Origin of the sequence: Okeania hirsuta, assembly GCF_003838195.1 — a bacterium.
GTDB classification, from domain to species: Bacteria; Cyanobacteriota; Cyanobacteriia; order Cyanobacteriales; family Microcoleaceae; genus Okeania; species Okeania hirsuta.
Genome location: NZ_RCBY01000197.1, coordinates 1 through 12,869, shown reverse-complemented (window position 1 = coordinate 12,869; position 12,869 = coordinate 1). Strand labels below are relative to the sequence as shown.

The 12,869-nt window shown below is 37.4% G+C and carries 10 protein-coding genes and 2 pseudogenes; 7 read left to right on the top strand and 5 right to left on the bottom strand.

Annotation, left to right across the window (positions count from 1 at the left end):
- Nucleotides 1-350, bottom strand: a pseudogene (locus D5R40_RS24535) (RNA-guided endonuclease TnpB family protein); the annotation flags it as partial.
- A gap of 472 nt (nucleotides 351-822) precedes the next feature.
- Between D5R40_RS24535 and D5R40_RS24530 the strand changes: the two are divergent.
- From D5R40_RS24530 to D5R40_RS24520, 3 genes are all read left to right on the top strand, one after another.
- Nucleotides 823-2,367: a sensor histidine kinase gene (locus D5R40_RS24530; protein WP_161564592.1), complete on the top strand. Its 1,545-nt coding sequence runs from the start codon at nucleotides 823-825 to the stop codon at nucleotides 2,365-2,367.
- 561 nt (nucleotides 2,368-2,928) lie between these two features.
- Nucleotides 2,929-5,541 (top strand): ATP-dependent chaperone ClpB, encoded by a 2,613-nt coding sequence (clpB, locus tag D5R40_RS24525; RefSeq protein WP_124145712.1) that lies wholly within the window; start codon nucleotides 2,929-2,931, stop codon nucleotides 5,539-5,541.
- 125 nt (nucleotides 5,542-5,666) lie between these two features.
- Nucleotides 5,667-5,891 carry a helix-turn-helix domain-containing protein gene (locus tag D5R40_RS24520; RefSeq protein ID WP_124145711.1) on the top strand — a complete coding sequence of 75 codons (225 nt, stop codon included), beginning with the start codon at nucleotides 5,667-5,669 and terminating at the stop codon, nucleotides 5,889-5,891.
- Nucleotides 5,892-6,365: 474 nt separating this feature from the next.
- On the opposite strand, the gene D5R40_RS42155 is transcribed toward D5R40_RS24520, so the two are convergent.
- Nucleotides 6,366-6,653 (bottom strand): reverse transcriptase domain-containing protein, encoded by a 288-nt coding sequence (locus D5R40_RS42155; protein WP_339379441.1) that lies wholly within the window; start codon nucleotides 6,651-6,653, stop codon nucleotides 6,366-6,368.
- 200 nt (nucleotides 6,654-6,853) lie between these two features.
- Here D5R40_RS42155 and D5R40_RS24510 point away from each other — a divergent pair, with 200 nt between their 5' ends.
- Entirely contained in the window at nucleotides 6,854-7,147 is a 294-nt protein-coding gene (locus D5R40_RS24510) for a zinc ribbon domain-containing protein (protein ID WP_338043200.1), read from the top strand.
- An 83-nt stretch (nucleotides 7,148-7,230) separates the two neighbouring features.
- Here the strand turns inward: D5R40_RS24510 and D5R40_RS24505 are convergent, their stop codons facing one another.
- Nucleotides 7,231-8,535 carry a serine hydrolase gene (locus D5R40_RS24505; protein ID WP_124145502.1) on the bottom strand — a complete coding sequence of 435 codons (1,305 nt, stop codon included), beginning with the start codon at nucleotides 8,533-8,535 and terminating at the stop codon, nucleotides 7,231-7,233.
- A 329-nt stretch (nucleotides 8,536-8,864) separates the two neighbouring features.
- On the opposite strand from D5R40_RS24505, the gene D5R40_RS35985 reads away from it, so the two are divergent.
- Entirely contained in the window at nucleotides 8,865-9,215 is a 351-nt protein-coding gene (locus D5R40_RS35985) for a hypothetical protein (protein WP_161564577.1), read from the top strand.
- Between the two features lie 229 nt (nucleotides 9,216-9,444).
- Here the strand turns inward: D5R40_RS35985 and D5R40_RS35980 are convergent, their stop codons facing one another.
- Entirely contained in the window at nucleotides 9,445-9,597 is a 153-nt protein-coding gene (locus D5R40_RS35980; protein WP_161564578.1) for a hypothetical protein, read from the bottom strand.
- A 111-nt stretch (nucleotides 9,598-9,708) separates the two neighbouring features.
- Here D5R40_RS35980 and D5R40_RS42840 point away from each other — a divergent pair.
- Together D5R40_RS42840 and rlmN are read left to right on the top strand one after the other, a co-directional pair.
- Nucleotides 9,709-9,774 (top strand): annotated as a pseudogene (locus D5R40_RS42840) (helix-turn-helix domain-containing protein); the annotation flags it as partial.
- Nucleotides 9,775-10,308: 534 nt separating this feature from the next.
- On the top strand, nucleotides 10,309-11,361 hold the full coding sequence (gene rlmN / locus D5R40_RS24490) for a dual-specificity RNA methyltransferase RlmN (RefSeq protein WP_124145503.1): 1,053 nt from the start codon (nucleotides 10,309-10,311) through the stop codon (nucleotides 11,359-11,361).
- A gap of 593 nt (nucleotides 11,362-11,954) precedes the next feature.
- Here rlmN and D5R40_RS24485 read toward each other — a convergent pair.
- Nucleotides 11,955-12,869, bottom strand: a 915-nt coding sequence (locus D5R40_RS24485; RefSeq protein ID WP_134239627.1) for a HEAT repeat domain-containing protein, incomplete at its 5' end; no start/stop codon positions are given.

Below are 12,869 nucleotides of genomic sequence, written 5' to 3'. Positions count from 1 at the left end.
TAACTTACTGTAGCCATTCCCCCTTTTTTTCTATAGTTAGGAATCCTTGGTCTGTCTGAGATTTTACCTTCATTATAGGCAATAATAAGACCATAATAAGACCTAAATGATTCAGCTACAGTTCTCAATGTTTGTTGTGCTGCTTGAGAATGTAAAACTTTGTAATGATAGTTCCTTTTGTAGACCTTTTCCAAGTCAAACTTGCCCAGAGTTTTGTGAGACTTAAAAAATAACTGCCGACCATAATATATTCCCATGTTAGTTAGCTTGTGAGACTCTTCGCATAAGAATGTTAAGATAGCAATTAATTCAGGATTTTGAGCAACTAAAACTTGCTGACAAGAGTACATTGGAAACGAGGGTTGGAATATTTATTGTGAAAAATGATAGCACAAGGCCACTTGAGTTGTCTAGTCTAAACGACTCGGTTGTTTTCATCCCCCGGTTAAAACATGGGGGCTTTCAAGTGGCTCTTCGGTCAAATAAAATACATCAGATTAAAATCCGACTAGTAGCCTTTCATCCATCGCTTAAAAGACGATGGCTTTCATGCTCCCGTGTTATTTAGGTAATGAAATAATTTTGACTAACAAGGCCGTTATGAATATTAGATTAAAATAAAATATACTATATGATTATGGCCAAGGAATACCAGTAGAGATGTCTTTAACTTCTACATCAAAAAAACAGTCTATGATCCGAGAGAAAACCGGATCAAAAAATCTGTCTAGTAACATAGGAATCAGAAAAAAAATATGTTTTGGCTATATATTACCAATAAGCATTGCGACTTTAGGAATACTTACAGGGCGGATATTTGAGTTGAATAATAAACATCAAATTAGAGGACAAATAGAGGAAGCTCAAGAACAAGTAGATTTGCTTACAAAACTCACAACAAAAGCATTGAAGATCAACATAATTCAAAAAGAGCGGCCAAAATCCCTTAATGACCGGAAAGTTTTAGAAGCAAAAATATCCCAAGAATTATCAAGTATTTATGAGATTAATACTATTTTTAAACAACTTCAATTAATACCAGAAACCGGAGATGAAAGTATAGAGAAAAAATATTATATTCCGCTTCAAGAATTTATTCAGAGTTATCTGAATCCTTTGACAGTATATCTTCAAGGATTGGAAAATTTAGTTCAAGAAATTAAACAGATTCCTCCTAAAACAACAATAGAAGTAGAGAGTTTGTCATCAGCATCACTTAGTAAAATTAATAATAGTGAAGTAGCAATAAAACTAGAAAAATTATCGCAAGATTCAGAGAATTTAACTACACTATTTAATCAGAGAGTAGAACAAGGATTTAGAGATTATAAAAAAACAGAAGCATTAGGAATTAAAATATTAATAGGTAGCCTACTGCTATCGATAATTATTGCAGTAATGATGGCTATCTATACCAGCAGATCCATTGTAACTCCCCTCAAAGATATAATCAAAGTTGCCCAACAAGTGACAGAAGAAGCTAACTTTGAACTCCAACTTACTGTCACTACAAAAGATGAAATAGGACAATTAACCTTATCTCTAAATGAATTAATTGATAAGGTGGCAAAATACACAGAACAACTCCAGGAAGCTAAACTGAAAGCAGAAGCAGCAAACCGTTCTAAAAGTGCTTTTTTAGCTACTATGAGCCATGAACTTCGTACACCTTTAAATGCTATTATTGGATATAGTGAAATTCTTTATGAGGAAGCTGAAGACGCAGGATATCAAGATTTTATGCAGGATCTAGATAGAATTAGGATTGCAGGTAAACACCTTCTAGAAATGATTAGTGATATCTTAGACATTTCCAAAATTGAAGCAGGTCAAGTAACACTTTATTTAGAAAGTATTGAAGTTGAAAAGTTAGTTCAAGATGTAGTTGGTACAGCGAAAAATCTCACAGAAAAAAACCGTAATACCTTCAAATTACTTTTAGGAGAAAATTTAGGTACAATGTATGCGGATATGCCAAAAGTGAGACAAGTACTGATAAATTTATTGGGTAATGCAGCTAAATTTACAGAAGATGGTTTGATTACTCTGAGTGTGGAAAGAGTAAATAATAAGAAGTTGAAAAATTATCAAAATCAAAATTTACAGTCCTTTAATAGTTCAAATGGTTACATAGTTTTTCGGGTGATCGATACTGGTATTGGTATGACAGAAGACCAGTTAAAGCATATATTTCAACCTTTTACTCAAGCAGATGCTTCTACAACTCGTCGGTATGGTGGTACTGGTTTAGGGTTGGCAATATGTCAACGTTTATGTGAAAGGATGGGGGCAAGAATTTACGTTAAAAGTAAATCAGAGGAAGGTTCTACATTTACTGTTTGGTTTCCAGAAAAAGTAATGATCTGATTGGTATTTGACTTTGGTAAATATTCTAGGATGAAATACAAACAGTTAAGTTTAATCAAAGTAATACTCAAGGTTGAATACCCTATAATAAAAAACGGTTTTTTCTACTAAAATTTTGGGGTTGCACATTATGGAATGATATTGCCAAAAATTAGTTTAGACTTTGACTAAAAAAACCTAATATCAATCATTCTAGCAATTGATTAATCCAAAATCCTGTTCATCAAAAATCTAAAATCATTCGTCACTATGCAACGCGAGTTTTTCAATGCAAGAAATACCTTTCTCAATCTCAACTGAAATGACTATATATAAAATAATGAGAGCAAAGGTTGATATAGCAAAGTACCTCATAAAAAGATTGTTAAGTCACTGTTTGTTTTCCAGAAAGAGTACGGTATTAAATTTAAATACTCTAGGATAAAAAAAATTAGTTAAATTTCATTAAAGTAACACCCAAGGGTGAATACCCTATAATAAAAAACGGTTTTTTCTACTAAAAATTCTGCAACAAAGCCAGTTAAAATTAAAGAAAAACAGACTAAAGAAAAACAAAAAAATATGCAACTAAATAATCCTAACCAATTTACAGAAAAAACTTGGGAAGCTATATCCCGTACCCCTGACATCGCTAAAACCTCTCAACAACAACAAATCGAAACCGAACACTTAATGAAAGCTTTGTTAGAACAAAATGGACTCGCAACCAGTCTATTTAACAAAGCAGGAATCTCAACTTCTAGAGTACAAGAATACACAGATACATTTGTTAGTCGTCAACCCAAAGTTAAAAATACACCCAACAATATCTACTTAGGTCGTAGTCTAGACTCCTTATCAGACAATGCCGAAAAATATCGTCAAGAATATGGAGACGAATATATCTCCGTCGAACATTTCATGCTTGCTTATCTCAAAGACAATCGCTTTGGTAAAAATCTCTATCAAGAATTTAAACTAGATGAAGCCAAACTTAAAGAAACTATTTCCCAAGTTAGAGGCAACCAAAAAGTAACAGACAAAAACCCAGAAGGTAAATACGAAGCTCTGGAAAAATATGGTCGCGACCTGACAGAATTTGCTCGCGAAGGTAAACTCGACCCTGTTATTGGACGCGATGATGAAATTCGACGCACTATTCAAATACTCAGTCGTCGCACCAAAAACAACCCAGTATTAATAGGTGAACCTGGAGTCGGCAAAACAGCGATCGCCGAAGGTCTCGCCCAACGTATTATTGCTGGAGATGTTCCACAGTCTCTGAAAGAACGTCAACTCATTGCCCTAGACATGGGTGCTTTAATTGCTGGTGCTAAATTTAGAGGCGAATTTGAAGAGCGTCTGAAAGCTGTTCTCAAAGAAGTCACAGACTCAGACGGTAAAGTTATCTTATTTATAGATGAGATTCACACAGTTGTTGGAGCAGGGGCAACCCAAGGTGCTATGGATGCAGGCAATCTCCTCAAACCAATGTTAGCTAGAGGCGAACTCCGCTGTATTGGAGCAACAACTCTCGATGAGTATCGTAAATATATTGAAAAAGATGCTGCCTTAGAACGTCGTTTCCAACAAGTTTATGTCGATCAACCCAGTGTAGGAGATACCATCTCAATTTTACGGGGTCTCAAGGAACGTTATGAAGTACATCACGGCGTGAAAATCTCCGATAGTTCCCTCGTCGCTGCTGCTACTCTGTCCACTCGCTATATTAGCGATCGCTTTCTACCAGACAAAGCGATAGATCTTGTAGACGAAGCTGCGGCTAAACTGAAAATGGAAATTACCTCCAAACCAGAAGAACTTGACGAAATTGACCGCAAGATCCTGCAACTAGAAATGGAGAAGTTATCACTGCAAAAAGAAAGTGATGCTGCTTCCAAAGAAAGGTTAGAGAGACTAGAAAAAGATTTAGCAAACTTGAAAGAAGGGCAACGCACCCTAAATGCTCAGTGGGAATCAGAAAAAGGCATCATTGGTAAAATTCAGACCCTCAAGGAAGAGATGGATAAAGTCAATATTGAGATTCAGCAAGCAGAGCGAAATTATGACCTCAACCGTGCTGCTGAGTTGAAATACGGTAATCTGATTAATCTACAAAAACAAGTAGAAGAAGCAGAAACTAAACTCGAAGCAACTCAAACCAGTGGTCAAACTTTGTTGCGGGAAGAGGTGACAGAAGCAGATATTGCTGAAATTATTTCTAAGTGGACTGGTATTCCCATCAGTAAGTTGGTGGAGTCAGAAAAAGAGAAGCTGCTACACCTCGAAGAAGAATTACATCAGCGAGTTATTGGTCAGGATGAGGCAGTAACTGCTGTTGCTGATGCTATTCAGCGATCACGTGCAGGTTTAGCAGATCCCAACCGTCCAGTGGCGAGTTTTATTTTCCTCGGTCCTACTGGTGTTGGTAAAACAGAATTAGGAAAAGCATTGGCAGCATATTTATTTGACACTGCAGATGCGATGGTACGCATTGATATGTCTGAGTATATGGAAAAACATTCTGTTTCTCGTTTAATAGGGGCACCTCCTGGATATGTTGGCTATGATGAAGGGGGTCAATTAACTGAAGTTATTCGTCGTCGTCCATATACAGTTATTTTGTTTGATGAAATTGAAAAGGCACACCCAGATGTGTTTAATATTATGCTGCAAATATTAGATGATGGGCGAGTGACTGATTCTCAAGGTCACACAGTTGACTTTAAGAATAGCGTAATTATTATGACGAGTAATATTGGTTCTCAGTATATTTTAGATGTCACTGACGATCATGAGCAAGTACAGAGTCGAGTCATGGAAGCGTTGCGTGCTGCTTTCCGTCCAGAGTTTCTCAACCGTATTGATGAAACTATTATTTTTCAAGGGTTGCAGAAAGAGCAGCTGCGGAAAATTGTGCAATTACAAATTGTGCGTCTAGAGAAACGGTTAGCTGAACGAAAAATTTCACTGAAGCTTGCTGATGCTGCTGTTGACTTTTTAGCAGAAGTTGGCTATGACCCTGTATATGGTGCTCGTCCATTAAAGCGGGCAATTCAGCGAGAGTTAGAAACGCAAATTGCTAAGGGTATTTTGCGTAGTGAATTTAATGATGGTGACACTATTTTTGTGGATGTTGAAAATGAGCGACTTTCATTTCAACGGTTGCCATTGGAGTTGGTGACAGCTAAATAGAAGAGTGTGGGGAGAGGGGGGAGAGCTTTGACTTAGTTGACAACTAACGTTATAAAGCAGTATAATACGATAGTTATCTCTGGCCATTGAAAATACAGTCGTCAACTCAAAAAAGAGCTAAAAATATGTACAAGTCAATTCGTACAAAGCTCAAACTAAATAATCAGCAGAAAACCCTCTTAGCTCAACACGCAGGTTATTCAAGATGGTGTTATAACTGGGGTTTAAGTTTATGGAATGCTGCTTATCAAGATGGTTACAAACCAAATATTCGTAGGCTCAGAGAGGTTTTTACTAACCACACAAAGCCTTTATATCCTTGGATGAAGAACTTGTCATCCTGGTTGTGACAAGACCAGGGCAAACGCATCTCGTCAATAAACTAGGGGTAATTATCAATAAACCGGGTTTTATTGCGCTTGTTGACAATAGACTTTCAACATATAGTGTCTATAAAATAAAATAAACACTACATATAGGGAACGGCAAAATAAGATGCGTTTGCCCTGGTGACAAGACAAGGAAGACAAGGAGATAAGATTGAGAACCTTTAGCAAAGATTTGTTGGCCCTGTTTTGTTTTACGGTTATCCCAGTATTCTTTGAGACTGGCATCATCGGGAGAATTTGTTCCTTGTATCTGATTATGCCCAACTTACCTCTTTTGGGTAGCTTGACTGAGCTAATCAGTTGTTCTAATCCATGTAATATCATGTCCGGATAATTAGTTATAAAAAAACTTTCTCCTTCTTCTCCTGTTGTTCTTCTTTATTACCTCTTTCCTCCTGACTCCTGAGGACTGACTCCTGAGGACTCCGTAGTTATTTATTTATCACTGTTTAACCGGACATGATATAAGCCTATATTGGTGAGCAATGGACTAATTACTCCTCCTTGGGGGGTTCCTTCATGTGTTGGGTTGTATATTCCTTTGTCAATGTATCCTGCCTTCAACCACTGCTTGATTGTTTTCCTAGCTGGATGTGTTCCAACTAAGTTGAGGATGGTTTCGTGGCTTACATTATCAAAGAATCCTTTGATGTCAGCATCTAGAACCCATGTGTCTGTACCTTGATAGAGCTTTAGAAAGCATTGAGCTATGGATCGTGGCAACTTCTACCAACTCTAAAACCGTAAGAGTTAGCTTCAAATTGGCTTTCCCACTCAGGTTCTAATGAGTGTTTAACTATTGTTTGAAGCACTCTGTTTCCTATGGTAGGGATTCCGAGTGGCCGCTTCTTACCGTTGGCTTTTGGAATGTACACTGTAGGGTTTTCCCTGTTGTATCGGTTAAAGTTCACGAAGTAGTTAGGATGGCTACCTTTTCTGCATCTTGGCTTGGGTTTGTTGGAAACGAGGGGTATATTTCGGCAAGGTTGACTACAGAATATACAAGTCAAATTTGTCCGAATTGTGGAATATATACAGGTAAAAAAAACCTATCTGAATGTACTAATAAATGCCGTGAATGTCACTACGAAATCAACTGTGATGTGGCAGCAGCAAAAGTAATTTGTCATCAAGGTGTCACTGCGGTCGGGCAGACCGTGGTTCAACAAATTGACGCTCGTTGGCCTACTGTCGGGAGTTGGAAACAATCTAGATAAGTGCCACTTAAGCATTAAACCTAAATCGTGAGGTTTGGGAATCCCTCGTTATAATCGAGCGATTTAACGAGGGAGGATGTCAACTAGAGCAAACCATCATTATCCATTAGATATTTTGCCACCTTATTAATAGAGGTACGAATTTGGGGATCGCGTCCGCCACGACTATCAATTACAGTAATTACATACACTTCACCATTAATACTTAATCCTAAAGTAGTACCCAGAGCGCGAGAATTTTCTCCCGTCTTTTCACCAAGCCACTTAACTTCTGGCAATTCTTCTAGGGCAGCATATCCCAATAACCTATCCTTCTGACGGGCTAAGGCTTCTATCAATACATCAGAATTTGGATACTCATAATTATATATTGAAACCATCATGTCTGTCAGTTCGTTGCTAGTCAGGGTATTGCGACCTTTACCAGGATTTTTGGGCATGATCCGGTTACCCATCAGTTTGTAGTTGACACTCATCACTTTGTAGCCATCGTCTTTGAGAACTTTATTAATATAAGGTTGTCCTAAATAATCAATAAGTTGATTTGTGGCAATATTGCTACTGTGGTCAATCATTTGCCCAACCAAAGTTTTGAGGGGATAGGGTTTTCTTGCCCTAATTTCTGAGGCATCTTCGGTAAAGTTTCCCCTACTCACATATATAGGAGTATCTAAACTGATATTTTCTTTGGATACTTTCTGCATTGTTGCTACAGCAATTGGAACTTTAATTAAACTAGCAGGACTAGCGGGTGGTTTATTCCCGTTTAGGTCTAAACATTCTCGCCGGAGGTTACAAATAGCGATCGTTGCTCTGCTAGATAAACCACTATCTTTACGAATTTTCTCTAAAAAGTTTGATTTGGTTAGATTTAATTGATAAGAAGAATCATCTAGACTACGCTTGTATTCCTCGATCTTTTTAGTAGTTTTTTTTGCTATAAATGAATCGGTGGGAATTGCTTCTAAATTATAAATAGCTTGTTGCCAGAGGTGTTTTTCTGTTTCTCTAGTTTTGACAGTTGCATTTGGCGTTCCTCCTACTTCTGATGCTTGATTGCCAAGGGCTAATGCTTGATTCCAGTTATCATTTGCTCGTTGTTCAATTAATATTTGAACTTCAATTTCTTGTAATTTTTGTAGTAAGTTTTGTTGCTTTTCTAATACACTGTTATTCTGATCAGAAAAGAATAATGGCTTTCTGGGAGTAGGTAGAGATTCTAATTTCGCAACTGTGCGATCGCGCAGCTCATAGAGTTCTTGTAAAGACTGAGTATAAGATTCTTCTGCCCAGGAAATCTCTATACTCCCAATTGAAATTATAGTAATACTAGCTATTGTTGTTAAAGTGCTAGTCAGAATATATCTGATTTTTAGTCTTCCGTGCATTGAATTTGCCCCACACAAATAAATAATTTTCTGCTGACCAATAAAAATACAATCTTTTAATCTTTACTGTATCAACTTGTCTAACTGAATACAAATATATAGTCTTTTTTATTATATTTTAGTGGTTTTGTCAACTCCTATTAATCTTTTAACAAAGTAAGCAGCAGAAAAGAGATAATAGAGTTGTTGGGAAATAACTTAGGTTAGGAAAAAATTAAAATGAAAATTTGATATATTTGCTTAGTAATTTAATTATTTATGCTGCTATTAGGTATAAGTTCCAGCCATCCAGTTGCTGTTAGCATTAATTTGTCATCAAAATCATAATTGTGATTACGGTAAATCTGACTGACAACTCAATAACGTTTGATACCCTTGATTCGCATTTTCACATACCACCCTTGATTGGCTCAATTTCCGATTTTCCGACACTATTAAAATCCGATATCTGGGTTGATTGGGTTCCAGGGCAATCATACGACGTTGGGAAATTTGGGTCTCAACAATCTCATCTTACTCCATTAAATTTATCCGATCAGGATAGAGGAGTTTCTGATGGTGCGAAAGATACTTTTTCTTCTGTTGATAATGTTGTTTTACAGCTAACAGCTAATACATTAAAAAAAATATCGCTAAAAGCATGGAGGAAATTTTTAAAATGGGCAACTTGCTACAGATGACAGAAACTCAGAAAAGATTATTCTGATTCATGATTATTCACCGAAAAATTGGGTTTGAAGCCTCGCCCTGATAGGACTACTTTTTAACTTGTTTTTATTTGATAAATATACTATAATAACTGTATATAACATTTCCCAAGAAGTGTGAGGTACAAAATTCCGGCGTTGGTGAAAAGAGGTATGATATCTTGTCCGAATAAGAGCGCAAACAAAAAACTTTCTCCTTCTACTACTCTTTCTTCTTCTTTCTTTCTTTCCTCCTGACTCCTGACTCCTGACTCCTGACTCCTAAATAATTAAGATTAATATCATACATTAATTCACCAACACCAAAATTCCTTTGTTTTAGGGTACACAGAATATGGAATAGAATAGAAACCAAGATGGATGTACCTCATTAGTCTGAGAAACGCTATAGTTTAGATTAAAATTATCAAAGCTAGATTTAAGTATCGCATTTATCCAACACCAAAAAAAATACCAATGAGCAAAGCTATTTGTTTGTGTGCGTGTGGTTTGGAACTATGATCTAGCTTGTTGTCAAAACAAGTATAAATGAGGATTGAATCAACAGATTAATTCTGAACTATAAAAGCTGTTTATTACTCAACCAAAAAAGACGGAAAATAGGGAATGGTTATCAAAACTTTCGGGGTTGCACATTAAAGAATGATAATAGATTTTAAACTGTACATATATTTAGGAAAGAATAATCCAAAAATATCTACTTTCGGATTTCATCATTCCTGATTGTGCAATGGCAAACTTTCTATTGTCCTATTGCAATCCTATTTTATTCGTGTCAAAAATCTTACTGCTTTTTAGGGAACTGGGAACACTTAACTGGGAACACTTAACTGGGAACAGGGAATAGGTAAGAGTTTCAGTGTTTTTATTTACTTTTTGATTTGTCACGATCTATTTAGGATTGCTATATGACAACAGTCATTGAATGATTTAAACCGCCGTTCGTATTTTTAACCCTTAATTAGACCTACCTACTTAGGCGACTTTTATAGTTTATAGTATAGTTGAAGAAGCCTAAAAGTATTCAACCGCTTATTTATACAAATAAATTAATTACTAAACTCAAATGACTCAATCCTTAGTTACTCCTACCCAAACTCCTCTCTTAGGCTTATCTTTATCTGAGTTAACAGAGTGGGTACAACAGCAAGGACAACCTGCTTATCGAGGCAAACAATTATATCAATGGATATATCAAAAAGGGGCTAAGTCTCTGGCAGATATCACTGTATTTTCTAAACAATGGCGCGAGGAGATTAAGCATTTTCCCATTGGTCGATCTGCCATACATTACCGCTCTGTTGCTCCAGACAAAACGGTTAAATATCTGCTGCAACTATCAGACGGTAATATTATTGAAACTGTAGGTATTCCTAGCCATAAACGTCTAACTGTATGTGTTTCTTCTCAGGTGGGTTGTCCGATGGCTTGTGATTTCTGTGCTACTGGAAAAGGAGGTTTTACGCGGAACCTAGAAGCATACGAAATTATCGACCAGGTGCTGACTGTGCAAGAAGATTTTGAGCGACGAGTTAGCCATATTGTGTTTATGGGAATGGGGGAACCGTTGCTGAATACTAAAAATGTCTTGGCTGCTGTTAGGTCCCTGAATCAAGATGTGGGTATTGGACAACGTAATATAACTATCTCAACTGTGGGAATTCGCGATCGCATTCGTCAATTAGCCGAACATAAACTGCAAGTGACTCTCGCTGTTAGTCTTCATGCTTCTAATCAAAGATTGCGGGAACATCTGATTCCTAGTGCTAAATCTTATCCTTTAGGGGATTTGATAGCAGATTGTCGTGAATATGTCAACCTCACAAAGCGAAGAATTAGTTTTGAGTATGTGATGTTAACGGGTTTTAATGATTTACCAGATCATGCTAAAGAATTAGCTAAAAATCTACGGGGGTTTCAGTGCCATGTTAATTTAATTCCCTATAATCCTATTAGTGAAGTTGACTATCAAAGACCAACAGGAGAAGATATCAACGCTTTTGTTAATGCTCTCGAAGAAAAACATATTGCAGTTAGCGTTCGTTATTCTCGTGGTTTAGAAGCTGATGCCGCTTGTGGGCAATTACGGGCGTCGCGGGTTAGTGGTGTAGGGGAGTAAGGGAGTGGGGAGTGGGGAGTAGACACGGGGACGCGGGGACGCGGGGACGCGGGGATGGAGGCTTTGAATTTATGATTACAGTACTTTTTAGGATAGTGAGGTACAGCTATAAGACTATTTATATTATGTCCGGATAAACACTAACTGTAAAGTCATTGCGACTGGAACGGAGTGGAAGGAAGCAATCTCCTAATATCATGTTCGGATAAACACTAACTATAAAGTCATTGCGACTGGAACGGAGTGGAAGGAAGCAATCTCAAGAGTTTGAGGTATCTCTTCCATCTATATCCTAATCATAACTATTCAACCGAACATGATATTACACTTAGGAGGAAGGAAGGCAGAAGGAAAAGAAAGATTCAAAGGGGATAAGTTTTTTTATCACTAATTATCCGGACATGATATAAGTCCCTGAGATTGCTTTCCTGACGGAATGCTCCGCAAACGCTGCCGCTCGCAATGACAACTATTCAACCGGATTTTATATCCCACATTCCGCACTCCCTCACTCCTACCTCTGACTTTCCTACGGAATACTGCGCAAACAGGTAGAGAGAGGTACTGATAACTGATAACTGAAATGACGTGGACTAATTCTCTAATCGCTGCAATTTCTCTTTTGCCCACTCCCGCAGTTGTTCATCTGGGTCATTTTCTGCTCTGTCTTGTAATAGTGGGAGGGTTTGCGGATGGTCTGGGTAACGTTTGACTATTGCCTCTAGTGCAATTTGTCGAGGGTTAAATTCGTTGAGTTTATTATAGTTTTCACTTTCAAAAGAGTCATGGTCTTCTACCTCGCTAATAAAATCATAGAGGGAGTCGTTGTAGTCGTAATTGCTCAACAAGTTAAACCTGCCAAACTCTAGAGCTAGTCGAAGGTTTTCTTCAACATCAAGATGGTTTTCAAAAGGGTCATTTGTAGCGCATTCGTGAAGCAAAGGTAAAATTTCTGGATGACTTTTCCAGCCTTTGGCTATTTGGTCCAATGCTTCTGAGCGTACCTGCCAATCATCATCAGACTGTGCTAATTGTTTAAGCAAAGGTAAAGTTTCTGGACGACGTTTCCAACCTATGACTATTTGTTCTACTGCTCCAACTTTTACTTGCCAATCATCATCAGACTGCACTAATTGTGTGAGCAAAGGTAAAATTTCTGGGTGACGTTTCCAACCTCTAACTATTTGTTGTACTGCTACTATTCGTACATCCCAATTGCTATTGAGCTGTATCCATTGTGTGAGCAAAGGTAAAATTTCTGGGTAATGTTTCCAACCTCTAACTATTTGTTGTACTGCTACTGCTCGCACAAAACGATCATTATCAGACTGCACTAATTGTTTGAACAAAGGTAAAGTTTCTGGGTTATGCTTCCAACCTCTAAATATTTGTCGTACTGCCTCAAACCGCACCTGCCAATTATTATCAGAATGCGCTAATTGTTTGAGCAAAGGTAGAGTTTCTGGATGATGTTTCCAACCCCTAGCTATTTGCTCTACTGCTACTGC

What these genes read in the sequence shown, in the direction of transcription:
- clpB (WP_124145712.1), top strand. Translation starts at nt 2,929, where the DNA reads ATGCAACTAAATAATCCTAACCAATTTACAGAAAAAACTTGGGAAGCT.
- D5R40_RS24520 (WP_124145711.1), top strand. Translation starts at nt 5,667, where the DNA reads ATGTACAAGTCAATTCGTACAAAGCTCAAACTAAATAATCAGCAGAAA.
- D5R40_RS24510 (WP_338043200.1), top strand. Translation starts at nt 6,854, where the DNA reads ATGGCTACCTTTTCTGCATCTTGGCTTGGGTTTGTTGGAAACGAGGGG.
- D5R40_RS24505 (WP_124145502.1), bottom strand. Translation starts at nt 8,535, where the DNA reads ATGCACGGAAGACTAAAAATCAGATATATTCTGACTAGCACTTTAACA.
- rlmN (WP_124145503.1), top strand. Translation starts at nt 10,309, where the DNA reads ATGACTCAATCCTTAGTTACTCCTACCCAAACTCCTCTCTTAGGCTTA.